18 protein-coding genes are annotated in these 25,562 nt (G+C 42.3%); 4 read left to right on the top strand and 14 right to left on the bottom strand.

Annotation, left to right across the window (positions count from 1 at the left end; all coding sequences use genetic code 11):
• Window positions 1-5 precede the first annotated feature (5 nt).
• From UB51_RS26510 to UB51_RS27215, 10 genes are all read right to left on the bottom strand, one after another.
• A complete protein-coding gene (locus UB51_RS26510) occupies window positions 6-2,978 on the bottom strand; it encodes a sensor histidine kinase (RefSeq protein ID WP_082063153.1) in 2,973 nt (990 codons plus the stop codon).
• Window positions 2,979-3,476: 498 nt separating this feature from the next.
• Window positions 3,477-4,292, bottom strand: a complete 816-nt coding sequence (locus UB51_RS14810; protein WP_044877958.1) for a MerR family transcriptional regulator — start codon at window positions 4,290-4,292, stop codon at window positions 3,477-3,479.
• 129 nt (window positions 4,293-4,421) lie between these two features.
• The gene (locus UB51_RS14815) at window positions 4,422-5,444 is read right to left on the bottom strand and encodes an extracellular solute-binding protein (protein ID WP_044877959.1); all 1,023 of its coding nucleotides are present in this window, start codon (window positions 5,442-5,444) and stop codon (window positions 4,422-4,424) included.
• A gap of 113 nt (window positions 5,445-5,557) precedes the next feature.
• Entirely contained in the window at window positions 5,558-6,643 is a 1,086-nt protein-coding gene (locus tag UB51_RS14820; RefSeq protein ID WP_044877960.1) for an ABC transporter ATP-binding protein, read from the bottom strand.
• Between the two features lie 19 nt (window positions 6,644-6,662).
• Window positions 6,663-8,321 carry an ABC transporter permease gene (locus UB51_RS14825; protein WP_052675948.1) on the bottom strand — a complete coding sequence of 553 codons (1,659 nt, stop codon included), beginning with the start codon at window positions 8,319-8,321 and terminating at the stop codon, window positions 6,663-6,665.
• A gap of 88 nt (window positions 8,322-8,409) precedes the next feature.
• On the bottom strand, window positions 8,410-9,447 hold the full coding sequence (locus UB51_RS14830) for an ABC transporter substrate-binding protein (protein ID WP_052675949.1): 1,038 nt from the start codon (window positions 9,445-9,447) through the stop codon (window positions 8,410-8,412).
• A 33-nt stretch (window positions 9,448-9,480) separates the two neighbouring features.
• On the bottom strand, window positions 9,481-10,257 hold the full coding sequence (locus UB51_RS14835; RefSeq protein ID WP_044877961.1) for a DUF3919 family protein: 777 nt from the start codon (window positions 10,255-10,257) through the stop codon (window positions 9,481-9,483).
• Between the two features lie 61 nt (window positions 10,258-10,318).
• The gene (locus UB51_RS14840; RefSeq protein WP_044877962.1) at window positions 10,319-11,734 is read right to left on the bottom strand and encodes a sensor histidine kinase; all 1,416 of its coding nucleotides are present in this window, start codon (window positions 11,732-11,734) and stop codon (window positions 10,319-10,321) included.
• 3 nt (window positions 11,735-11,737) lie between these two features.
• Window positions 11,738-12,403 (bottom strand): response regulator transcription factor, encoded by a 666-nt coding sequence (locus UB51_RS14845; RefSeq protein WP_044880183.1) that lies wholly within the window; start codon window positions 12,401-12,403, stop codon window positions 11,738-11,740.
• A 304-nt stretch (window positions 12,404-12,707) separates the two neighbouring features.
• Window positions 12,708-17,015, bottom strand: a complete 4,308-nt coding sequence (locus tag UB51_RS27215; protein ID WP_082063155.1) for an S-layer homology domain-containing protein — start codon at window positions 17,013-17,015, stop codon at window positions 12,708-12,710.
• A gap of 429 nt (window positions 17,016-17,444) precedes the next feature.
• On the opposite strand from UB51_RS27215, the gene UB51_RS14860 reads away from it, so the two are divergent.
• On the top strand, window positions 17,445-17,807 hold the full coding sequence (locus UB51_RS14860) for a hypothetical protein (protein ID WP_044877963.1): 363 nt from the start codon (window positions 17,445-17,447) through the stop codon (window positions 17,805-17,807).
• Between the two features lie 340 nt (window positions 17,808-18,147).
• On the opposite strand, the gene UB51_RS14865 is transcribed toward UB51_RS14860, so the two are convergent.
• The 3 genes from UB51_RS14865 to UB51_RS14875 are packed head-to-tail and all read right to left on the bottom strand — an operon-like array spanning window position 18,148 to window position 20,142.
• Complete coding sequence (locus UB51_RS14865; RefSeq protein WP_044877964.1) at window positions 18,148-18,819, bottom strand: hypothetical protein; 672 nt, start codon at window positions 18,817-18,819, stop codon at window positions 18,148-18,150.
• Entirely contained in the window at window positions 18,812-19,498 is a 687-nt protein-coding gene (locus tag UB51_RS14870) for a hypothetical protein (RefSeq protein ID WP_044877965.1), read from the bottom strand. Before UB51_RS14870 ends, UB51_RS14865 begins: the two co-directional genes overlap by 8 nt.
• Window positions 19,499-19,512: 14 nt before the next feature.
• A complete protein-coding gene (locus tag UB51_RS14875) occupies window positions 19,513-20,142 on the bottom strand; it encodes a YhbD family protein (RefSeq protein ID WP_044877966.1) in 630 nt (209 codons plus the stop codon).
• 176 nt (window positions 20,143-20,318) lie between these two features.
• Here UB51_RS14875 and UB51_RS14880 point away from each other — a divergent pair, with 176 nt between their 5' ends.
• The 3 genes from UB51_RS14880 (at window position 20,319) to UB51_RS14890 (ending at window position 23,184) form a co-directional block, all read left to right on the top strand.
• Window positions 20,319-20,612, top strand: coding sequence for a hypothetical protein (locus UB51_RS14880; RefSeq protein WP_044877967.1), 294 nt, complete (start codon window positions 20,319-20,321; stop codon window positions 20,610-20,612).
• A gap of 43 nt (window positions 20,613-20,655) precedes the next feature.
• Window positions 20,656-21,555, top strand: coding sequence for an SDR family oxidoreductase (locus tag UB51_RS14885; RefSeq protein ID WP_044877968.1), 900 nt, complete (start codon window positions 20,656-20,658; stop codon window positions 21,553-21,555).
• Window positions 21,556-22,020: 465 nt separating this feature from the next.
• Entirely contained in the window at window positions 22,021-23,184 is a 1,164-nt protein-coding gene (locus UB51_RS14890; RefSeq protein WP_044877969.1) for an FAD-dependent monooxygenase, read from the top strand.
• 242 nt (window positions 23,185-23,426) lie between these two features.
• Here the strand turns inward: UB51_RS14890 and UB51_RS14895 are convergent, their stop codons facing one another.
• On the bottom strand, window positions 23,427-25,436 hold the full coding sequence (locus UB51_RS14895) for a methyl-accepting chemotaxis protein (protein WP_044877970.1): 2,010 nt from the start codon (window positions 25,434-25,436) through the stop codon (window positions 23,427-23,429).
• Window positions 25,437-25,562 lie beyond the last annotated feature (126 nt).

Here is a 25,562-nt window from a genome sequence, read left to right on the forward strand (position 1 = left end):
CACATCTATCTTTTACAAGATACAGATATATATATAGCTAGTCCCTTGTTCTTGGACGAGAGAAACTGTATTGTCCCATCCATACTACGAACCCGTTCTCTCATACCATATATACCCATGCGTGTAGGAGAATTCTCTGTCCCTGTAAGTTCCATACCAATCCCATTATCTTCATATTCCAATCGAACACGGTTACCTTGACTTGATAGGATGATCCGAACTTCTGTTGCAGAGGAATGTTTCGCAGCATTAGCTAAGAGCTCCTGTACAATGCGATATAGACCAATAAGCACATCATCATCTAACTTTTGATTGAAATGTTCTGCATCAAAATGAATAGCATAGTTTGTACGCAATTGAGTGAAGTCGAACAGCGTCTCAAGCGAAGAAATAAGTCCACCTTTTATTATCATAGGCGGTCTTAGCTCATTACACGTGATACGTATTTGATGAATAACATTTAACAAACCCTCCGTGATTTGCTCGAGTTGCTCTCGGAGTTCACCTGGGATCGATCGATCTATCAAAAGGAAATCAAGCTTGCGATACCAGATAATTTGCTCTTGAAGTGCAGAGTCATGTAAGTCCTGAGCAAGATGTTTTCTCTCATTCTCGGACAAGTTGAACAAGAACCTTAGGAGCCATGGTGGAGTGAATTGCCCAGAGGCAGCCTGTTCAAGCTCCTTGGTTAAGTCTTCGATTAACAGGAAGTGATCAAATAGAACGCTCACATATCGGGTAATTGTCTTAAGCCACACTCTTATCGATGTAATATTTAGGATGATCGGTTTTTCATCAATACAAAGTAAATAGCTCTTCCCCTTGGTCTCTCCTATTTTAAGCGAATAACCTTTTTCCGTTTCGATAATCTCGCATAACTTATCATGATTATGTTCAACTTCAATGATGCTTACGTTTGAAACCTCTAATAGTTCTCGTACTTCTTTCAACAAACGCTCTTCCATCTGACTTATTTTCATAATACCGAAAAGATCATGTGAAAATTGGTCCAGACTCATCTGTAATCGATAATACCGTTCCTCGCTTTCACGAATGGTTTGCTCTGAATTCTTTCTGTCCTCTTCCGCCCTTTTCCGATCTCTTATATCACGAAAAATAGATATACCTGCGTTTTCTCCCTTATAGGAAATGCTACTAGCCATCACTTCAACATCGATAATTTCACCATCTGCTCGGATGACCTTTTGTTCATTAGGTGAAGAGAGCCTTTGTTGCTTATAGATGGATTCTCTCAGTCTCTCCTTCACCAACGTCCTATAGTCGGGATGAACACATTGGAAAATAGATTTCCCGACCAATTCACTTAAACTTGACACCCCGAATAACTCAAGACCGGCAAAGTTTACATAGATAAACTTATAGTCACTATGGAGAACGATCGCTTCAGGTGACAATTCAATCAGTCTCTGATAACGCTCCTCACTCGCTCTAAGTTCGTTCTCAATTTTCACCTTTTTAGTGATATCCCTCGATAATATGACGATATTCGCCATTTCTCCATCATCTCCAAAAACCGGAGTACCCAAGGATTCAAGATAAATGATATAACCATTTACATGGACAAATCGAATGCGTAACAATTTGCTTCTTTTTGTTTTAAACATATCTTTGATTTGTTCTATCAAATCTTGCCGATCATCCGGATGAATGTGTTCTAATATCGTAGTGTCCATAATTAATTCTATAGGGATACCTAATATACTCTGACAAGAAGGTGAGGCAACACTAACATTACCAACAGAGTCTAAGACTACCATCATATCTTTCATATTATCGGTAATTAACCGGTACTCAGCTTCACATTCAGCCAATCTTTTCTCGGTTTCCCTTTTAACAGTAACTTCTTTAGCGATGGCAAAGACACCCACAATTCGATTGTTCACTTGAATGGGGACGTTCATCAAATCCCAGTGAACAACTCCTCCATCCTTATGATGAGATGTCACTACATAATGTTGGGAGTCTCCTTCTATGGCCTTTTCAAAATAATCAGTCATCTGCCCCGCATGCTCAGCACCAAAGACATTCATGATAGAAAGACTCTCTTCGGAACTATTCAATTGTTCTCCTGTAATATTCTCGGCAACCGGATTGCTCGCTAGGATATTTCCGAACAGATCTAATTCGCACACGACATCTGAGTTATACTCAAATAAAGATTTATAACGTTGCTCGTTTCTGTGTAGAGCTTCTTCCATAACCTTTCTTGCGGTAATATCAGCCACTATACCGTCGAGACGAACCACAGATCGGGATCGATCCAGACTGGGTATGATCCTGACTTGGATCCACCTGATTTCGCCATTGGCGTGGATAATCCGATATTCGTTGAGATCTGGAATTCCTTGTGCTACAGTTGCCATTATTTTTTCGATAATACCTTTCTCGTCTTTATGGATAATATCTGACCAAAAGTTACTTTCCTTTGCTTTCTCCGCTGGATATCCTGTAATTTTAGCTATAGCATCCGAAATGAAAGATACCCTCCGCGAAATGGTATCATAGGACCAGATGGCCACGTCAATCGTATCCAACATCTTTTGATACAATGAGAATGTGCTTTCTAATTGTTCCTGCATGGTCTTCTTTTCAGTTATATCGAGTACAATTCCATCTATTCGATAAACCTCATTATCCTTATTTAGAACAGGAATACCGATACTTTGAACCCACATGAGCTCATTGTTATGAATAAGGATACGATGCTCCAGGCTACTTGTCTGACCCGTATATAACTTATCCATGTGTTCTTTGAAGATATGGACATCTTCTGCATATACCATTTCTTGCAAGAGATTGGGCCTGTGGTATCTTTCATCGCTCAAGACCCCGCCCCACCTCTTAAAGTCACTCGACATGCTCAGCAGATTGGTTTCCTTATCAATTGACCAAGTGGTTATACCCCTGTTGCTGAGTGAATTCATCATACCTGCGACCACCTTCTCATTAAATCTCATTCTTCAACCGAAATTAACATATTAATTAATTGTTCCTATATAAAAGATAACTGTCCGTGCAACCCATCAACGAACTCGAGTAGAGACCCTTTTTAATCGCATTTACAACCGTTTGTTCCTCCAAAATAATTTATTTTTTAAATTAAAATAATCGATAAATAAAAAATTTAAAACAAGTGTACCTATTAACACTATAAGAGAATTCCTAAGTGGGTATACGGTCCTACAGTCCTATCTTTCACGAAAAAAATCATATATTGTCACTATAGTTGTTAAAATTTTGGTATTGACGACAGATGTTATGTAAGGTATGTAAGCGAAATAATAAACAACGTTTGTTATTCAATTTAACTCTCTCTATGACGAGAAGTACTCTGAACCAATACAACATTGCTCCCATAAAAGAATCATTCCTTGGAACAAAATGGAACGTTAAAACCTCGATCATAGAAATAATCGAGGTTTCAACAAACTCTTTACATTATAAATCCATTTGAATTATGACTTCTTCACAGGATAGCACACCTCAGTAACCCAGTGATCCGGATTGGACTCCGTAGCAGGCCCTACATGATAGATGCTAAACATCGAACCGTCAAATTCATAATAATTATCTGAAATCCAGTTCGCTATCGATACATTAGCCTCTCTGAGCAAGGAATAACTGCCCGTAATCATAGCCGAAGCAACCGTGATCGGTGCAACCCTCTTGAAACGAACATGATCTGTATCCCTATAGGTTCCCGTAACTGAAAGCTGAATTTCTACATCAACATCACTCTCTTTGTACCCCTCATCATGAAAAATGGCTAGGCTGTAGCATGGAGTTGCCATTTGCAGACTTCCTCCTGCTTCCTTCTCCAATCTTGCCCAAAGCTGTCCTTCTTGGTCATAGGCCGAAATCACATCTCTAAGACTCGCTACATATCTCTCCGGAATCTCTTTTAAGTTAACATCATAGTTCATATTTACACGATCCTCTCCTAATCTGTAAATCGTATTCTGCAGGAGCGTCAGCCTTTGTTGCAGCACTTTCTCCTCCTCTTTCATTTGGGCATGTTGAATAATCAAGTGCTTCCTCAGAGTCTCTACATCATCATATTCCGTGAGAATCTTCCCAATTGCCGGAATACCGAACCCAAGCCCCTTTAGGACCTGTATTCTGTTTGAAATTGTTAACTGTGCCGCACTGTAATAACGATACCCTGTGAAATCATCAATATGGTCTGGAATGAGCAAACCCAACTCATTATAATGTCGTAGCATCCGGATACTAATTCTCGACAGTTTTGAGAAATCACCTATTCTAAACATATTTATCCTTTCTACCGGTAAATTTGAGCTCATATATAGAATGAAGTATGACATAGTGGCAGAGTCAAGAGATAATAAAAAGATCACCTTCATTTGAAAATGAGGGTGATTTGTAGTTAATCTACCAACCTAGTGTTTATTTGCCTCACGCCACATTCCGAGCAAGTCTTCTCGTTGCTCGGCAGCGATATCGAAATGGTACGTCGTCAGCAACTCCTCTAACTTGACAGAAGCCAGTAAGGGATGGGTCTTAATATTCGGAATCACAGGAAAAGAGAAAGCTGAATTCATATAATCTGTCTGAGCATCCTTCGACAGTACGAAGTCCACGAGTTGCTCCGCGGCAGCTTTATTGTCTCCACTCTTCAGAATGGATATAGCCCCAATCTCCCATCCTGCTTGCGGAGGAATAGAGGAATGAATACTGTAACCTGAATTCGTAAACCGAAGCTGATCTCCCATGAAGCTGATGACGGCAGCGACTTCACCTACAGCAAGTCGCTGGGCAGAACTAATTCCTGAGAATGTAGTCGCTGAACTCTGCATCTTGAGCGCGTGCATAAGCTCTACAGCCTTCTTCTCGCCACGTTCCTGAGCAAGAGAAGCTAACAAGGTATATCCCGTGCCTGACGTTTCGGGATCAGGAATTTCAATTTTTCCCTTAAGTTCTGGACGCAGGAGGTCCTCATATCTCTCCGGTAGCGGTAAAGCTGCAAGTTGGGAGTCCTGCTTCCATACCTGCTCGTTTACACCAATCGCCAGTGCACCCATATACATTCCCGTCCAATATCCGAATTTATCCTTGTATACTTCAGGTATCTGATCACTCATACGCGATGAATACCGAACTAATTTCCCGTTACTCTTAAGCTGCTCATGAAGATCCGCAGGTCCTCCGAGGACGACATCGATTCCTGTCTTGTTCATCGATAACAGATGATAGCTCGCTTCTCCCCCGGACATACGAATAACCTCGTAGGACTGCCCGGTCTCCTTTTTAAACTTCTCCAACAGAATGCGTGCCTCATCCTCCTGAAAAATCACATATACCGTAAGCGGCTGATTGCTTTGCTGCCCGGGATAGATATAGATCGATATAAGGGTAAGTACGGCTACCACAACCACGACAATAATAATGCCTCTATTTCTCAAGTAGAACGTCTCCTCCCGCTGTAACAAGCTTATAGCCGCCCTTGTAGGTTCCTTAAGATACGCCAAAAAAGGAAAACGATTGTTTTCCTTTTTTTAACCTCTATTTCACTCCACTAATTAACCTTTTTAATAATATGAATTCTATCTGCCGCTGCACTCATCCGAACTTGACCTTCAAAAGTCTTCTGGCCAATATCATAAGCGTCGACAATCCATTCCTTACCAGATCCATCACCTAGGAAATATCGTTCTTTCTCCCCTAAGAACATCGATGATTTAACAGCTCCAATGACGTTAAACTCACCGATCTCCGGCTGATTTAGACGTATTGACTCGGGGCGAATACTCAGAATAATCTCTTCGCCGACACTTAGCTTCTCGTCTGTAGGAATGGTAACCGTATCTTCTTCCGCTTGACCGTAGCGAACCGTTGCCTTACCCCCTTCTGCATGTACAACTACAGCTTCGGTAAAATTCGTCGTTCCAATAAAGTCTGCTACATATTGGGTACGCGGTTCATAGTATATCTCATGTGGTGTACCGTACTGGTCAATAGCCCCCTTATTAAAGACGACGATTTGATCCGACATCGATAAAGCTTCCAGTTGATCATGTGTTACGTAGATCACGGTTAACCCCAGCTCCTGCTGAATGCTCCGCAGCTCAACCCGTACCTCTTCACGTAATTTAGCGTCAAGGTTACTGAGTGGCTCATCCAGAAGAATAATCGGCGAGTTCATGACTAAGGCACGGGCCATAGCCACACGCTGTTGCTGGCCACCGGACATTTCATGTGGATAACGTTCTTCAAGTCCCGTTAATTTGACCTGAGCCATAACAGCCTGAACCCGTTGCTGTACTTCCTCTTCAGGCCGTTTCTTAATATCCAGTCCATAGGCAATATTATCAAATACCGTCATATGCGGGAAAAGAGCATATTCTTGAAACACCATCGGGGTGCCCCGTTTGTAGGGTGGTAAATCATTAACCAACTTCCCGTCAATCCACACCTCACCCTCATCGACGGTATAGAAACCTGCGATGGACCGGAGTAACGTCGTCTTACCACAACCACTCGGACCTAGAAAGGTTATGAACTTCCCCCGTTCAATCTGCAGGTTAATATTTTTCAGGACGTGGTTATTACCAAACACTTTATTCACATTTTTTAGATCTAGTAGTATCTTTGATTCCATCATGTCCACTCCCTTCTATAAACTAGAAATCAAATATTTTCACCTTGGAACGGAAGATCAGCTTGATCACTCCAAGTGTACCTAACGTTGCACCCATCAACCCCACAGCCACAGCGGCTGCCCAATAGTACGTTCCCGTCTCGGCATAGTTAAAGATCGACACGGCCGCGACTACCCATTTAGGGGTTATTAAGAAAATAATCGTACTCAGGGTATTCATATTTTTCATAAACGCATAGACAAAGTTCGCTACGACGGTTTTTTGCAACATTGGAAATACAATCGTTGTCAGCGTTTTACGGCTGTTCGCCCCCATGTTATTGGCTGCTTCTTCGATCGATTTATCCACCTGTTTAAAGGAGGCTGTCAATCCTCGATACCCAACGGGCATCTGTTTGAGTAGCATCGCGATGACAATGAGCGCCGCAGATCCCTGCAAGACGATCGGACCGTTGCTGAAAGCAACAATCAGAGCAAGACCAACGAATGTTCCTGGAAGCGCAATGGGAAGAACCGCGCTGAAATCAAGGATTTTTTTGCCTGGAAAAGGTTTACGGACGACGATATAAGCGAGAACTAGAGCAAACGCCACCGCCAGCACGGCACTAATTAACGATAACACTAAGCTGTTTAATACGGCTGGACTAGATGAACTGAAGACAACCTTCATCATATGATCCAGTGTGAACGTATTATCTCGGCCGAAGTTTTTCGTAAAAGCAAATAGAATCGTAATCGCAAACATCGAAATAATGAACAACGAGATCATACTGTTAAAAATAAAGAGTAACGTATCTGTCTTCTTGGATGTTGTTATCCGTTTCAATCCGGATACTGGCTTACCTGTAATCGTAGAGTAGGAACCTTTGGATAAAACTTTATTCTGAACCCAGAATACAATTAGTGCAGGAATAACCAGAATAATCCCCATAACAGATGCAAGTCCTGCTTCGTTATTAATAATTTCACCGTAAATTTCAACCGCTAGGAGTGAATAATTACCGCCAATCAGCTTCGGGTTCCCGAAGTCGGCGAAACAGTTAATCGCTACCAACAAGAATGCATTAATGACACCTGGAAGCGCGAGTTTGAATGTAATGGTTCGGAACAGTTTGAACCCTCTCGCACCGAGATTCTGTGCTGCAATCTCCAGATTCGGTGATATAGAGCGCAATATACCGGTTATGGTCATATAGGCCAGTGGGAAATAGGAAATGGTCTGAACAATCCACAGCCCCGGCAATCCATATAAATCTAGCTCGAAATTAAAGTTGGTATTTAACCATTGTGAGATCATGCCGCCACGGCCGAATAGTAATAGGAATGCTAAACCACTCATGACCGAAGGTGCTAATAGCGGGATAAAGGCAATAAATCGGAAGAACTTCTTTCCCCTAATGTTACTGTAATGAATAGCATAAGCGTATATAAATCCGATTACCGTTGCCGTAAATGCAGATAACGATGAACTGACTATCGTATTTAATAATGCCTTACCATAACGGGGTTTACTAAAGAATGTTCCCCAATTGTCAAATCCTGATGTAAAGACAACGACAATAAGCGGGTAAATGACAAACAGAATTAGGAATGCAAAACTAGTCAGTACAAGGACGAGTGACGACGGATCTTTGAAGAGCCTGTTGATCGACTCCCCAATGCCTTTTTTTTCTTTCATCATAGGGGGCGACTCCCACCTTTCTGCTATCTATTAAGGGGCATTACTTTGACCATGTACAGCCACGTTCAATGCCCCTATTGTGGCTCTTTTATTTCAAATCTTTCAGTGCACTTTGCAATTCTTTACGTTGTGAAGCCGCTTTCAGTAAATCATAATCAGCGTTGTATTTAGTCGTTTTAATATCGATACCACCCTCTGGAATCGGTACAGAAGCCTTAACGGATACCGCGTATGCAGATTGCGTATACAACTCACCTGGTTCATTTGTAAGCATATAATCCATCAGCTTCTTCGCTGCTTCCGTGTTAGGTCCATCTTTCACGATGGACAATCCACCAATTTCATATCCTGCGGCTTCCGGTACGACACTAACAATCGGATTGCCTTGATATTTAATCTTCAACTGGTCGCCGAGGAAAGTCACACCTATCGTATACTCTCCCTTAGCGGCTTTCTGAATCGGCTCAATACCAGACTTTGGTCTTTCTTTCAGGTTAGGCATCAAGTCCTTGATATAGTTGATCATTTCTTCTTCACCCCACACTTGGGCCAATGAAGCTACTGCTGTATAAGCTGTACCTGATGTCGCTGGATCGGACATGCCGATCTCACCTTTGAATTTAGGATCAAGCAGATCCTTAAAGGATTCAGGATACGGATCAGTACCATACTTCTCTTTCCAACGTTCCTCATTAATGCCGATCGCTATTGGATTTAGATAGAATCCCGTCCAGAATCCCTCTTTGTCTTTCATATTGTCAGGAATATCAGAAGCATTCGGAGAAACATAACCTTCCAGTGAACCTGCCTCTTTCAGTACTTGGTGCGAATCCGCTGGTCCACCCATCAGGAAGTCAGCTTGAGGGTTCGACATCTCATTCTGTATACGGGATACTGCTTCGCCACTTGGCAAGCGAAGGATATCATAATCAATCCCCGTTTCAGCTTTGAATTTATCCAGTATTTTACGAGCTTCTTCCTCCTGGAAGATGGAATATACGGTAATTTTCTGTTTTTCTTTACCGCCAAATATTCCAGATTTGTACATAAAGAACCCCGCTACCAATACAATCACAATGACCGACAATATAATGACTGAGCTACTACTTTTTTTCTTTCTCGCCATAGATTAAACCATCCCTTCATTATCAGTATGAGGTTAGTTTAGTTTGAAATAGGCTCTTTGATTCGTCTCATCCAATAGGTCATACACCACAATGTAAGCGCCGTTATAACGATCCAAATGGATCCAGTGCTTCTTCACTCGATAGTCGCTTGTGAGTTGAATGACAAAGTGAGCGTCTGGCGGTTGTTGCAAGTCATCAAAATGGCTGAAATCGATAATACGTGCTGCTGCCGTAATCTGTGAGATTAATTCCTTCCTCTCTACTTGAGAGAGAGCCGTAAGTACACCCTGCTGAAGTGAAAATACATCGTTCTTCTTATTCTCCACAGCAGATCCAATGGTCACCGTAGTAAGCATTTTATCGATGAGCGTACTTTGCAGCTTTCGGATATTAGCACTCACATTGAGCGAATTGACCAACTTCTGGCCGAATTGAAACGCATTCGTTTCAAGCTGAAACGGAATATCTTCTTGATCCAGATAGGCCATTGTTCCTGTCAACAGGAGCCGTGGAACCTGCTTTTGTTGACGCTGCGTACCTGTAGATAATAAACCAGAGAAAGAAGATTTCAATTTCAGCAATTCCTTCGGGTCCTCTATGGAGAGGGTCCCTAAGCCCGGATACGTAACATCCACCCGCATCGGAACACCTGCAACACGATCGAGACGATCCTGCTGAGGGGGTACGATATGCACTTGATCCATAGGTATACGAAAGGTATACGAGCAAATGCCGATTAACAGACTGCCTACAATGACTTGTAACAAGATGAGGCGAAACCATGAAAGCCCTTTCATATCCTCTGGCATTTACTTTAACCTCCATATATATCAGAAAAATTTTAGATTTGTATCACTTTTGTAACAACGCTTACATTAGTGGATTGTTAGGAAATTGAAGCTGGATTTCTGTCCCTTGGCCCTCCAAACTGCTGATGACAATGCTACCTCCTTGAAGTTCCATGAACTGCTTACAGAGGGGTAGTCCCAGTCCGTGCGATTCGTTAGAGATAATGCGATCCTGTTTCTCCTCGGAAGGCAGAAATAACGTGTGCCGACTCTCTTCAGTTATCCCTCTTCCATTATCCACAATACGAACCAGACCATAGTGCTCATGCTCTGTAAGTTCGATATGAAGATGTGTACACTCACTGTGCTTAATGGAATTATCAATCACGTTAAACAGAACTTGTTGGGTGCGTTGTGGATCTAAATATACTGCACAAGGTGAAATCTTCATCGTGGTAGAAATTGCTGATTTCTGAAGGGTCGGCTCTAATATACGTATGCTGTCCGTAATCACATCCGCCAGATCGACCCGTTCGAGCTTGATGCGCCAAGCTTCATCACCTTTTAGCGATGTCTGTAGCAGATCCTCAACCATATTCAATAAACGCGTACTCTCTTTACGAATGTAAATATTACAGTCCTGTATATCCTCCATCCGGTTCATTTTAGCTATTAAATCAGAGAATCCGATGATGGAAGTCAGAGGTGTCTTTAACTCATGGGTAATATTGTCGTAAAAAGCTTTCTGTTTACCTTGTTCATAATGTAGCATTTCAATGTGTTGCTGAAGCGCATGAGACATATGGTTGAAATCCTTAGCCAATTCCCCTACTTCGTCCTGACTACTGGATTGAATCTTTCTGCTGAAATCGCCGATAGATGCGAGCTTAAGTGCCTGCTGCAGCGCATGCAGGGGTCTAACTAAGAAAGATGAGAACGAGTAGCTGGCCAGAAGTGAGAAGAACAAGCAGCCCATGGCTGCTCCGATAAACCATGAACGCATCTGGTTCAGCGTCTGAATGTTCTCGTGAAGGTCCAACAAATAACGAAATCCACCCACAATCTTCCCCTCATACCAGAAGGGTACAGAATAGATTAAATATTGCGTGCCTTCCCCAGCAGTAATGACCGTAGTCGTATTTCCGGTAAGCGCTTTCTTAATGTCGTCGCGTTTGAGCAAATTTTCCTTATCACTGCTGCTCCCGACAATCGTCTCATCTAGTGCAAACAACTGCACTTGAAAGTTGCTGTTTGAAGCCAGATGTGAAGCTATAAATGGGGCATACGTACCCGAAAATAATTGTTCAATATTGATTTTCTGATCACTAACAATTTTCAAAGCCTCAATACGATGCAGGGCAAAATACTGACTTAAGGTCTGAGTATCGCGTTCAATCATGCTCTTATTGAGCGTATAATTGACGATGAAGAACATCGCCGTGAGCAGCATAACAATGGTAACAGCATGCTGAATAAACATTTTATTTCGCAGCCCCATCTTCTATACCTCCAGCTTATAGCCTGTACCATGTACGGTGGTAACAAGTTGCTCATGGGGTTTCATCTTCTCCCGGAGACGGTTCACCATCATATCCACCGATCGCGTCTGACCATAATAGTCGTATCCCCAGACCTGATCCAGCAGATCCTCCCGGGTAAACACCTTCTTCGGATTGGCACATAGCAGCCACATAAAATCAAACTCTTTACTGGTCGTCTTAAGCAGTTGGCCTGCTATCTTACAAGAACGCTCACGCCTATCAATTTCAATACATCCAATCTGAATGACTTCGAGCGGTGCTACTACCTTCATTCGCCGCATAACCGCCTTAATACGTTCGATCAGTTCACGCGTCTCAAAAGGCTTCGTCAGGTAATCGTCTGCCCCCAGCTGAAAGCCTAGTATTTTATCGTTCATTTCATTCTTGGCGGTAAGCACAATGACTGGAACCGTCTTATACTTTTGCTGAAGTATCTGAAGAAGTTCGAATCCAGAGCGATCAGGTAGCATGAGATCAAGCAGTATTAAGTCAGGATAAAATGTTTCAAGCTCTGTCAATCCTGTGGCTACGGTCGCTACAGCTTTCGTATGATATCCTTCGACCTCAAGGCTTAATTTAAGCAGCATTTGGATGCTGGGATCATCTTCAATAATTAGTATATTCATACGCAACCCCTCTTTTCTCGTGATGCTATCCTTAAATTGCATGTATTTATATACTCTTTATCATAACGGATACTTCTCAAGATGCATACATATTCCAATATTTTACATTTTATTTCTTTTTATCTCATATACTCACAATTCAAAATGCACCCCATAGCTTTTTCATCAGTTAACCTGTTAGGGTTGTCCAACGTCTATTCTACGGGGTGAATGTCATTGTCGCTCCCTAATCAAGCTCTGATAAGACAACAAAGCTGGTTCCTGAAACACAGGAGCCAGCTTTGTTGTCAATTAAACGATTATGTTACTTTTCCTTATTCTCTAACAAATTTAGGATTAAGGTAACCGCCTCTGCTCTTGTCGCTACCTGATTAGGAGCAAAGCGATTCTGACCGATACCATTCACTAGACCTGCATCTGCCGCTGCTGCAATATACGGCACTGCCCATGCTGGAATATCCTTAGCATCCGTAAAGGATAACGTGGCTTTAGTATCCAATGTGATTCCCAGAGAACGCACAACCATAACAGCTAATTCTGTACGTGTCAGCTTCTTAGTTGGACGGAAAGTTCCGTCATCATAACCGCTAACAATTCCTATAGACACAGCTTGTGCTACAAAAGATTGAGCCCACACCGGAATCTTATTTAAATCTTTAAAGCTTGGACTGTTCCCGCTATCTGGAAATTGTAAAGCACGAGCCAGCATTGTAATGAATTCTGCGCGATTAACTTCCTGATTAGGGCGGAATGTGTGATCCGCATAACCATTTACGAAGCCAGCTTGTACCGCCTTCTGAATTTCAGCGGCTGCCCAATGACTAGCTGTATCCGTAAAGGCTACCTTCGCTGGTGTTCCTCCGGCGTTACTGGTGTTACCAGAGTTACCATTGTTTTGGGAGTTCCCCTCGGTATTTGTGTTCCCCGCACCTGTTCCAGTAGTGTTGTTCCCGCCTGTACTGCCCGTATTACCTGTTCCACCAGTGTTTCCATTGCCGCTATTACCACCATTATTTCCACCACCCGTGTTTCCGCCACCGTTATCCGAACCCGTTTTCTTAATAATACCGAACTGCTCAATAATGTATGGCTGGGCATCATTTTTGTTCTGATCAATCTCGTAAGAAACAGCTGTTAGCTTGCCTCCATCAACAGTAATACCGACAAAGTTCTGAATTTGACCGCGCTTCGGACGTTTGTTATCGCTTGGGTCCGGGCCATATGGCGCCGCATGATTCTCATCAGCTACTTCGAAGAGATTGTAATAAGCAACTCCAAGCTCTGGCTTTTGATTCTTGTAATATACCTTTGCCCCCGCTGTAGCCGGAATCAGATAGATTGAACCATCTGGGTTCACTGTGTATTCCACAGTCTTACCGTTAAGCGATTCAGTGATCTTCTCCGTTGCTGCTGCAGTACCATTAGCCTTAATCGGCTTAGTACGCGCATAAATGTGGTCGTGACCTTGAACAACAAAATCAATTCCCAATTCCGCCATGATCGGAGCAATTTTCGATCTTACACCATTGGTGCCTTTAATATCTTTATCCGTAGCATGGTTGGAAGTTGTGTAAGGACCTTTATGAATATTGACGATAATCCACTCAGAACCGGCTGCCTTGGCTGCTTTTACATCAGCTTTCAACCATTCCACCTGATCTTTACTGAAATTAGCATACTCCTCAGAATCTTCATTACTGTTAAGCACTACGAAGTGCGCGTTGCTGTAATTATAGGAATAATAAGCACCGGTTTCTGTAGCAGAGCCTAGCGCCTCTTTAATATTGAAATGCTCATAGAATGCATTCGCTTCATCCTCGTGATTACCCGCGGATGGAACCATTGTAGTATTCAGTAGACTATCCTGTGAGTTACCCAAAAGCCAATCCCATTGAACCTCTTTCGTTCCCATATCTACGATATCTCCATTGTGAACAACGAATTTAGCATTAGGTACAGTGGTTAAAGCCTTAGCAAGCGTTTCTCCAGAGAGAATAGCCTCGTCTTCTGATTTTGCCTGAGTATCCGCTAAGTCGATGAATGTAAATTTACCGGAGGCAGGCGCTGTCTGGAAAGTACCTGTTGCACTCCAAGTACCAAGTGCTTCATCACCTACTCGGAAGAAGTAAGTAGAATCTGCCTGAAGCCCCGTGGCTTCCGCTTTATGCACCAACTCTTCCTTCGCATTCGTAGAGATTGAAGAACGGCCAGTAAATTGAGTTGCCTTGCTGTAATCTGGCGTTGCATCCGTCTTTTTGACAACTTGCAAGTCACTTCCCATAGAAGCCAGAGGTGTGTACCATGCGAAGCCTTTAGAAGAAACAGGATCACCGTTGAAGGTTACGGTCACCTTACTGATGGATGCAGTCGAAGCTATGGTAGCTTCCGAGTTCGTTCTGCCGCTTACAGCTTTAATGACGAATTGATAGGTTTTACTTGGATCGATGTTATCTACGGTGTAGCTATAAGAAGTTTGTCCAGCCTCATTAGGAACACTTACATTCCAATTTGGTGATACCAAATCATTCTGCTCGTAGATTCTGTATTGGGATACCGTGGATCCCGATACCGGCGCATCCCACGTTAACGTCATTTTCCCGTCATCCGTTTTGTTTGCTTTTGCATGTTGAACAGGATTTGATACCTCTTCCGACTTGTGAATACTATACTCATCGTAAAGGTCCGTACTACCTGAGGTAGTTGTAGTATAAGACTGGTAAGAAAGTTCATCGTTAGTTACGGTCACGCCCGAGAACATTTCCTTATCCGGCTGTGCGTATTTTGCAGCAAATGGGAATGGACCTTTGGCTACATTATATTTCTTGTTTCCCGCTGCATTGGTAATCAGATACAAAGTGCCTTTAGGATCCGTTACAACACCGTTTCCATCCGGAACGATATCCATCAACGGTTCATTGTTATACATTTGGAAGCTTCTGGCGTAGGTATGATCATGTCCTCCAAAAACCATATCAATTCCAAGCTCATCAAACACCTTCGTTAATTGAGTTCTGTAAAATAATACATCCTTATCATTCGTGTGATTAGCAACGGAATAAGGAGACTTGTGTAAGAAAACAATCTTCCACTTCTTATCGGTCTTAGCCACTTCGCTGCGAAGCCATTCTACCTGTTTATTATAGATTTCAGCAGTAGAACCTGCGCCATAGTATTCTGTATTAATTACCATAACATGTGCTGCACCATAATCTAAAGAATATACAGAGCCGTCCGGTTTAGCTCCTGTGTTCGATACATCAGGTAAATTAAAATGTGTTGTGAAGTTACTGTAATTCTTGCTCTCGTGGTTACCTACCAAAGGAACCAGTGGGATGTTCGCCAAGATATCCTTTGGCTTATTAAAAAACCACGACCATTGCTCCTCTATATCACCGTTATCTACCAAATCGCCAGAATTCAGAATGAATTCACTAGCTGGGAACTTAGCCACTCCTTCTTGAAGGGTATGATTCCAGATGTCAAAGTCCGCTTCTGAGGTTCCTTGTGAATCAGTTGTATATAAGAATTGGAACCCGTTATTGCTGGAACTCTCTGTTTTAAATGTGCCGACACTACTCCAATTATCAGCTTGGCCGTCCCCAGCACGATAAGCATATGTAGTTCCCGGCTGTAAACCATCGGCAACAACCTTATGGCTGGTCAGAACAACCGCTTTATTGGATGATTTGTCCGCCTTCGTCATATACACACTGACAGAATCGGATGTGCCATCGTACGATTGAATTCCCGTTGCCGGGATCTCTCCATTGATCAAATTAGAAGCTTCAACCACTTCCAACTTAGTACTGGTTACAGACTCCGGTGCATACCAAGTAAAGCCCATGGTGGTTTGCGGATTTCCATTAAAGGTCAACGCAATGGATTCCGGTTTTCCTACAGCAGGAACTATAGGGTCTGCTACAGGATAAGCAATGAGACTCATATCCCAATATAGGTCCGAGCTGCTGTCGTTCGCTTGGTGAACTTCAGCTGCAAGCTCGTTTTCCCCATCCTTGAGATTGGCTTTTACGATTTCAGTGAGGTCTACCCTGGCATTCACATTCGGATCGCTTTTACTGAGTGTACTCTTAGTCAGATAGTCAATCTCGCCCTCCGGCATGCCATCACGGAAGATTTCCTTTCCGTTCAAATAGAGAACAATCCCGTCATCAAACGCTAATGTCCCTAGAATTCGGTCATAACCGACCACCTGCTCCAGGTTCACATTCAGATTCGTACGGAAGTAAGAAGTACGATATTTGTTTGATTTGTCAGAACCATAGCTAATGTTTGTTCTCAAAGCTCCAAATTCCGATGTACTAACACCCGATCCGCTATCCTTATAGCCGAGTGGAGCTTGCCCCATATTCCAGCTTGTATCATCATATACGACACGCCATGCTGTCGCTTGATCTGTACCATCATCTAGATACTTCCATGTAGAGTTACCTGCTAATAAAGGAATAGGATCATTGGATACAGCCTCCTTCAGCTGAAGAGTGCCCTCGTCAGTGTTCTCTTCTGCAAATGTAGGAGTCCCTGTAATTACTAGGCCCAATACCATGATCAGAGCAAGAGTGATGGAAACTACCTTTCTAAATAACTTATTCATTTGTTATCTCCCTTGAATGTTTTATGAGTTTTCTTATATCGACTCATAATAACAACGGAGTATCCTCACAATGTTCGATTTAAAGCAGGGTTATGTAAAATAGAATGCATCCATCGTAACGATTACCTTAGACTTGTTCGAACATATTGACCGATATTAGTAATTGCCTGTTGTGCTTCTGGCAGCATATACGATAAAAATTGAAAAACCTCCACATATTCTCCCATACTTCTGTGTTGCCATCCACAGTAAAAAGTGAACGATTTGTCTAGTTCCCATAATAAAATATATTTATTTCAACATATTGAATAACTTTCATTTAATGGTATATTTATGAAAGGGAGATTCTTGCACAGAAAGAAATGCTGGCCAGCGTTTACTTGCTCGCTCTAAATTCCCCCAATATATGTATACGAGAGGATGAATTGAATGAAAAAGAGAGCGTTATCTATTCTTTTTATGGTCTTACTTATATTCACTGTAGTTCCTTTAGCTTCTGCATCCGCTTCAGCTCCTGAAGTCAATATTCAAATAACAGGGCAGGGTACGCTATACTTCGCAGGTAACTTAACCGGCGGAAATCCTCCTGTCTATGGACCCGAAGGCATATTCAAAGTTACAAATTCGAGTGGACAAGTAGTCTTCACTCAGTACCGGGCAGGCGGTACCTCTCCGGCATATTTTTCTTTTAAAGTAGCTAATCTACCTTATGACACTTATACGATTAATGGGAAAGCTCAAACCCCTCATACTGGGATAGAGTTCTATCAGCCATCATTTTTATCTAACTAGAAATCTGATCTGAAAGTTTACAAACCCGATTTATTCATACCCCGACGGAGATATCTCCACAACAAAAAAAACGAAGCCCGATATTGGGCTTCGTTTTTTTGTTGTTTCAATTTAGATCTTCATACGCTACTCTGCTGCAATATTGATCAAATCCGCCTTTTTCAATAACCGTTCAATCATCACAGTCGTCTCCGCTCTAGTTATCTTCCGGCTGGCTTCTGATTAAATGTCAATTGTTATTACCTTTAATTGCAAATATAATGTCATATAATGCAAAAAAAATCTCTATTTATTAGAGATTTTCATAGTTTTTATGTTGCCCTCCGATATCTATCTAAAATTACAGCTTTATTTGATGCTTCACTATAGCGCTCTTGTGGATCTCCAGTGTATCGCGATACTCCACCGTCTGGATCTCACAATCCGTACCGATGATTACACGTTCTCCTCTAACCATATTAGCCTTCGTATGCTGAAGCTCCACGCTATCCCCTTCGATTAGTCCTGTCTCGAATAAGACCTTGCCCTTCAGTTTCATAAGATTCAGCAGCTTTCCGGATTTGCTATGTTTGATCACAATCAAGCTACCACCGACCTCCCTTGCATGACTTGGACCGAACAGGTTTATATTCAAACGGTCTGCACTCAACAATCCCTCCACATGGACTGCACCGGAAAGTTGTAGCTCCTCTGCTTCACAATCGCCCAACACATCCAAATCTCCAGTAAATTTGATCCGCTCTATTCTTAGCCCAGAAGTTGTCTGGATCTCACCACGCCCTCGTAAGGAAAGCCCATCAAGACTACCATTAACCATACATTCGCCTGTAATCTTCATATCTTCCACTCGAAGGTTGCCAGCCACATTGGCTTCCCCAGTCAAGCTTAGTCTCCGGCAATCTACATCCCCGTTAATTTGACATTCTCCTGTTATACTCACATTCTGATAAAAACCGCCTACCGACGTTGTCGTGCCTATTATTCTCAAATCATTCCGAGTTATCTCAGTCACTCATTTTCTCCTCCTTCATAATCCTTGCACCCGGATGCACGGATAACTGTGAGCGGTATTCTACACGCCCGATAGTGCAGCCTTGGCCGATAATAACAATGTTGCCTCTGACAACATCGGCAGTCGTAAATTCTAGATCAATATGGTCGCCCTCAATCGTCCCAACACGTAGCTCCGGTTTAAATTTCGGAATCATTCCACTCCATATTTTACTCCAGACACCTTTGTTCGCTTGCCGGATGACAAGACTTTCCACACCAATCTCACTGACCTTCCCCTGTCCATGAAGGCGAAAATCGACTTGACCAGCACTGAGCAAACCACCGACCGTAAAGCCCCCCTCGCCTGTAAAATTCTCTAGCTCACAATCACCCTTTATACTTATAAAACCATTGAGCATGCAGCATTCGCCACTGAGCCCTCCTCCGATATTAATCATTCCGTCAGCCTTCATGGTCCCAAATCGCAGGTTACCCTTCACATTCATCGTGCCATTGCATTCCATTTCCCCTGCCGTAATATCAGCCTTAAAATGCATATGCCCGTTCCCTTTAAAAATTCGAGCCTCAATCGAACCACTAACTTTGCCAACACCATCTATTCTAACGTTGTCATAGGTTCCCCCCGCTGCTTGACTGACTCCGTTTATGATCAAATCCGACAACTGATTTTTCTCCATAATCCTTCCCTCCATTAAGTAAGCTTACCTTTTAATTGTTCTAACAAATCTCCAAGACTTAGCTTCGTTATAAGTCGAACACCTTCGTCAAATACTAATTCAGCTGGTGAAAGTGCCAACATGAAGAAAGTAACCCCCATTTTGCGGACGAAAAAGAGGTCCCAGCTCTTCCCCTCAAACTTTGTAGCCTTCTCTGTCAGCGTTTGAAACAGTAGTGCTGCCTCTTCCAGACTCAATTCCCCTCTACTAAGCAGGTGGTCAACAGTATATAAATGCACAAGCTGATCAAAGGTATATTCTCCTTCTTTGCTAGGCAGCTCTCCAAACTTTTCCATGGTCAACAACGAAACAATGTTACGACCTATAATCTCCTCCGCTGTTAAAGTAGCAGTGTTTATAGCGGTAACATCAGATAACTTTCCCGCCAATTCATCTAAAGAAAGATCATCCTTCATATTTATTATGTTATGGACACGAGCTAGAATTCTTTGTTTAGGAAAAAAGGTCTCCTGTCCTGTGAATGTTGATTTGCGGATAAACCATTCCTCTGGAATAAGCTTCTTTCGCTTCCAACGATACAATTGTCCATACGAAATACCGGTTAAATCCAATAACTCCTTCTTCGAAATCAAATCCTTTTCCACCCATATCACCCCTCAAAATCATCGTAACATAACACTGTTACGTTGTAAATACGAATGAAACTAACTTTTCATTAAATAAAGCAGTTCATATTTCAAGCTCGACAGATCCATACGCCCACAACAATCCGCTAACGACCGCATTAACTAGAGCAACATAGAATAGCAAGGAGGCATTCATGCTGCAACGTCCCAAACTAACAGGTCGCATTGGATATCCCGGAGATCCAGGGTACAGCAAAGAGCGTTTAGATTCCAACTACTATTATTCAAAAGACAAATTCCCACACGTCATCGTATATTGCCAGAAACCTATTCAGACTTATTCAAAGATGGCTAACCTTAGTAATGAAACTCAATTGTCGTTCCCCGAGGTTTGCCCACTTATTGGACTCGGACTAAACACAGAAAAACACACCCAATGGTGTGTCTTTTTGTGTTCAGTGAAGCTTCCAACACCTTTATGTGATTAGGCGAATACCCTGTATTAACCTACACAAAATGGAGGAACATTTGATGATTCCGATTTATCCTTACTATGGTCAAGAGACCCAATGCAAACAGGTACCTATTACTTTTCCGCCCCAGCATCAAGACAAACAACCTGGCTTAGAATATAAAATGAATCCTCTTCCAATATCCGATAATCCTGGATATAAAGGAAGCGGGAAATTGGCCGGAAAAGTAGCTATCATTACAGGAGGGGACAGCGGAATTGGCCGTGCCGTCGCCATTGGATTCGCCAAAGAGGGTGCGGATGTAGCCATTGTCTATTTATACGAACGCCAAGATGCGGATGCGACTCGGCAGATGGTAGAAAAATACGGGCGTCGTTGTCTACTGATTGAAGGCGATCTACGACATCCAGATTTCTCTACCGAAGTAGTCCAAAGAACGTTAAAAACTTATGGGAAACTGAACATCTTAGTGCTCAATCAAGCTGTTCAGTTTCCTCAGAAGAGCATCATGGACATCACGAACGAACAGCTGGAAAATACTTACCGTACGAATATCTTTCCTCATTTTTATATGACCAAAGCCGCACTTCCTCATCTTTGTCCAGGCAGTACCATCATCAGTACGGCATCCGTAACCGCCTATGCAGGGGCTCCGCTTCTGGTCGATTATTCATCAACGAAAGGAGCCATAGTCTCGTTCACACGCTCCTTATCACTTCAATTAATAGATCGAGGAATACGGGTCAATGCCGTGGCACCGGGTCCAATATGGACACCGCTGATCGTATCTAGTTATTCAGCCGAATATGTAAAGACCTTTGGTTTAGAGACACCAATGAAGCGTGCAGGTCAGCCATTTGAGCTCGCCCCTTCATACATTTATTTGGCATCTGACGATTCGTCATTCGTTACAGGTCAGGTAATACATGTTAATGGCGGCATCATGACAGAGACCTGATGAGATAGAAACACATAGAAATTGTACTCAAAAACGTTAATTTTTGAAATATTCAGAGTTAACGACAGGCTGATACATGTTCAGTTTAGTCCCCCCCTCCTCATCTCGAATACAATATAGACGTTAACCTCAGTTAAGCAGAAGCACTATAGTAATACTTGAGATAGTCTTCTGCTAACGTTTTCGTCATTTTTACGAATCGGACGATGTGTGTTTTTAGAGAAAAGTACAAAACGAACCAAAAAATACATAATATCTATCTATTAGTCCATTCTAATATGCTCTGAACCCACTTAAATATGGTATAATATTATTAAATTGGAATTTTATGTTCTATGACCCGATTATGGATACTCACTTCATCGGTAGTCTAAATCATTTTCGGCAATATAGAAAAGATATACGATTAATGCTCAAAACTGTTGATATACTTTCAAAAATATAATCGATAGGAGAATCTATTAAATGAAGGTAATCGTTATTGGAGCAGGAATTGGTGGATTGAGTGTTGCTCTTGCGCTACGCAAGATTGGCATACAGGCGGCCGTTTTTGAAAAAAGATCAGAAGTATCGTTAGGCGGTGCAGCTCTTGGAATCGGTACAAACGCTGTGCGTGCGTTGCAGTTACTTGGTGTAGGCGACGAAGTACTTCAAGCCGGGAAGCTTCTTCAAAGTTTACAGATCATGACAGATATCGGCAAACAACTAAGTCTTACGGAGACTTCCCCCATAAGTAGAAAATACGGACCTGATAATGTGACCATCAACCGAGCGATGCTTCAAAACATTCTTGTAAATGCGATGGGACCCAAGCAACCCGTACAGTGTGGTAAAACATGTACGCGGTTCGAGCAGCATGCATCCGGCGTTACAGTATGGTTCGAGGACGGATCGAAGGAAGAAGGAGATTTACTAATCGCAGCCGACGGGATTGGTTCCTTCATCCGAAGGGAGCTTCTTCCGAAAGCTATACCGCAGTATGCTGGATACACATGTTGGCGATCCATCGTCCAAGTCGATCATAAGCTGATTGGGTATGAATCCAACGTATTTACGGAGTCATGGGGAATTAACGGACGTTTCGGGATTGTTCCACTGGCCAATGATCAAATTTACTGGTTCGCGTGCCTGAATGCAATTGAAGCAGATCCGAAATTTGCCAGCTTCACGGTTGGAGATTTGGAAAGAAGATTTCACGGATACCATAAGCCGATACCGCAGTTACTAGAGCTTTCTCAGAACGAACAACTCCTTCACCACGATATCATGTACCTTCCACCGATTTCTCGTTATTCATTTGGGCGAATCGTGCTTCTGGGTGACGCCGCACATGCAACAACGCCGAATATGGGGCAAGGAGCAGGACAAGCGATCGAAGATTCCGTCATTTTGGCAGGACACATAAAGCGTTCTCCCCATGTGAACGATGCCTTAGAATGTTATAACCACGAACGTGTCCAGCGTACGGGTAAAATCACTAAAATGTCCAACCGGGTCGGAAAGGTAGCCCAGCTCGATGGGCGAATGACGGTTTCACTCAGAAACGCGCTGTTTCCTTTGATGCCCCAAATGTTGGTGGAGCAACAGATGGACTATCTTTATCGAGTCAAGCTAGATGGGTTAATATAGTTTTCTCCGTTCAAATAGATTAATACACCTTTACCAGCATCCGTATTCATAGGATATGCTAAATCATCTCCTTGCTTGGGCTTATTATCGTTAGATGTTCTTGCCTATCAAATTATCGAATTCATTGCTTGGCTAGCCCACACCCTAGAGATAGCCTTCCATACTGGGCAAACACAAAAAAACGGCATTTCTGCCGTTTCTGTACTAATGTGGTATCGAGATAGATATAACCATCATGTTTCTTAATTCACTTTAAATTTCGATACCATTTCCTGTAGTTCCATAGCCATTTGACTTAAAGACTCCGATGCAGTGGAAATTTCCTCCATGGATTGATGTTGTTCCGATGTAGATTTGGTTATTGTTTTCAATTCCTCTAATGAACCTCGAGCAATACCCACGATATCATTCATAGATGCCGATACTTCCTCCGTGCCTGCGGATAATTGCTCTGTAGCGGCAGACATGCCTTCAATTTGAGTCGATACTCCGTCTACCTCTTGTACAATAGATCTGAATATATCTCCTACTTGTTCAATCTGGCTCACACTTTTGCCAACTTCTTCGATTCCCTTCGATATGGATTTAGAAGTGTCTGAAGTTGCGTTTTGGATTTCTGTCAATATTCCGTCTATGTTCACTGTTGCCTTCGTCGTCTGTTCAGCCAGTTTTTTCACTTCTTCTGCAACGATAGCGAACCCTCTTCCATGTTCACCCGCACGTGCCGCTTCAATTGCAGCATTCAAGGACAGTAAATTCGTTTGTGTCGCTATCTCTGAGATAAAATTGACAATCTGGTTAATTTCAGATGATTTCGCTTCCATTGCTTGAATCATAGAAGCGGACTTTTCCACTGCCACGTTAACATTTGTGATTTGGCGAACTGCTTCTTGTACAACAGCCTCTCCTTGCGTAACTTGCTGATGTACTTCTTGAGTTCTCTCGTTTACGATGCTTGACGATTCAGCGATCTCCTGAATCCCCAAAGCCATTTCCTCCATTGCTTTAGCGGATTGCTCAGACCCCTTATACTGTTCTTGAGCACCATTCTTAATCCGTTCCACCGAATTCACGGTATTCTCAGATGTACTAGCCGAGTTCAACGCGATAGCAGTCAATTGTTCAGAAGAGGAAGCTGTATGTTGTATAGCCTCTGCCAGTTTATTTAGTGTGAGACTAAACGAATCTAACATCGCATTGATATTACGTTTCAACTGTTGCAATTCATCGTTGCCTTTGGCTTTCAGTCGTTCAGTCAAATCTCCGTCTGCTACCTTTTTCATGAGGTTCGTCATCGCATAGATCGGGCGAAGCATAGAACCCGATACGATATAAGATAATAAGGCCACTCCCAAGGAGCATAGGATGATGACGAAAAAACCCATTTTTTTCGTTTGTTCAACGCTACTTAATAAATCACTTTCATTTCCCGAGACAACTACTCTCCATCCCGTTAAATCGACTTTGGCATAGGAAGCTAGTTTGGATGTACCCTCTTTTACTTCAAAGACTACATTCCCCTGTTCCTGTTTCAAAATTTCCTCGGTATACGCTTTAATGGTTTTGTCATTCTCATATTCATTGATATCCTTGCCAATTCTCTCTTCGGACTGGTGTGCTAGATATTTACCATCTTTTGAGAGCAAGAAAGCAGAACTAGTCTCCCCCATTTTGTTTCTATTTAAATCCTCTAATATATTTCCAGGACTAACAATCGCCTGAATTAATCCACGAAAATCATTAGTTTCACCAAGAATCGGGATATCGATAATGATAATATTTTTACCCGTTTTCCCGTCCTGTAGAATATCTGATATTCCTACCTTCTTCTCCTCCTTTATTCGCTTGAAATTATCAAAATTAGAAATATCAAGCTTGGCATACGTATCCGCTGTGGATTGACCAGATTCAGGAGAATACGTATAGGAGAGTACATCGGGACTCATTGCCTTCATCACTTTCAGAAGTTGAACGATTTCCTCCGTATCACTATGTAAAAATTTTGACCGATAACTACTCAACATGCTTTCTACGGATTGAATTTTTTTCCCTAAAAATGAGTTCAACTTCTCCGCATTCGAAGATGCTATAACCATTTGCTGTGCTTTAAGTTCCTTTTCAACATTACCTGTAAACAAAATGGTTAGAATCGACGCAACTAACACAAGGGGTATAACCGTAAGCAACAGGAGAAATACCGTAAATTTAAGCTTTAAAGAATCCGACCATTTTTTCAATCGTTTTAACCACATAGATGGTGAACTCCTCTCATAATGTTGATATCAGCCGTTTTCTTATAACACAATTCGACATTTAGCGACAAATACCTTTGAGTATCAAAAAAAAAGGATTGCAGTGAAATAACCACCAGCAGTCCT

Source organism: Paenibacillus sp. IHBB 10380 (assembly GCF_000949425.1).
Classification (GTDB): Bacteria; Bacillota; Bacilli; order Paenibacillales; family Paenibacillaceae; genus Paenibacillus_AQ.

Excerpts from the sequence above, each read along its gene's own strand:
- UB51_RS26510 (WP_082063153.1), bottom strand. The coding sequence starts at position 2,978 with ATGAGATTTAATGAGAAGGTGGTCGCAGGTATGATGAATTCACTCAGC.
- UB51_RS14810 (WP_044877958.1), bottom strand. The coding sequence starts at position 4,292 with ATGTTTAGAATAGGTGATTTCTCAAAACTGTCGAGAATTAGTATCCGG.
- UB51_RS14820 (WP_044877960.1), bottom strand. The coding sequence starts at position 6,643 with ATGATGGAATCAAAGATACTACTAGATCTAAAAAATGTGAATAAAGTG.
- UB51_RS14825 (WP_052675948.1), bottom strand. The coding sequence starts at position 8,321 with ATGATGAAAGAAAAAAAAGGCATTGGGGAGTCGATCAACAGGCTCTTC.
- UB51_RS14830 (WP_052675949.1), bottom strand. The coding sequence starts at position 9,447 with ATGGCGAGAAAGAAAAAAAGTAGTAGCTCAGTCATTATATTGTCGGTC.
- UB51_RS14835 (WP_044877961.1), bottom strand. The coding sequence starts at position 10,257 with ATGCCAGAGGATATGAAAGGGCTTTCATGGTTTCGCCTCATCTTGTTA.
- UB51_RS14840 (WP_044877962.1), bottom strand. The coding sequence starts at position 11,734 with ATGGGGCTGCGAAATAAAATGTTTATTCAGCATGCTGTTACCATTGTT.
- UB51_RS14845 (WP_044880183.1), bottom strand. The coding sequence starts at position 12,403 with ATGAATATACTAATTATTGAAGATGATCCCAGCATCCAAATGCTGCTT.
- UB51_RS27215 (WP_082063155.1), bottom strand. The coding sequence starts at position 17,015 with ATGAATAAGTTATTTAGAAAGGTAGTTTCCATCACTCTTGCTCTGATC.
- UB51_RS14860 (WP_044877963.1), top strand. The coding sequence starts at position 17,445 with ATGAAAAAGAGAGCGTTATCTATTCTTTTTATGGTCTTACTTATATTC.
- UB51_RS14870 (WP_044877965.1), bottom strand. The coding sequence starts at position 19,498 with ATGGAGAAAAATCAGTTGTCGGATTTGATCATAAACGGAGTCAGTCAA.
- UB51_RS14880 (WP_044877967.1), top strand. The coding sequence starts at position 20,319 with ATGCTGCAACGTCCCAAACTAACAGGTCGCATTGGATATCCCGGAGAT.
- UB51_RS14885 (WP_044877968.1), top strand. The coding sequence starts at position 20,656 with ATGATTCCGATTTATCCTTACTATGGTCAAGAGACCCAATGCAAACAG.
- UB51_RS14890 (WP_044877969.1), top strand. The coding sequence starts at position 22,021 with ATGAAGGTAATCGTTATTGGAGCAGGAATTGGTGGATTGAGTGTTGCT.
- UB51_RS14895 (WP_044877970.1), bottom strand. The coding sequence starts at position 25,436 with ATGTGGTTAAAACGATTGAAAAAATGGTCGGATTCTTTAAAGCTTAAA.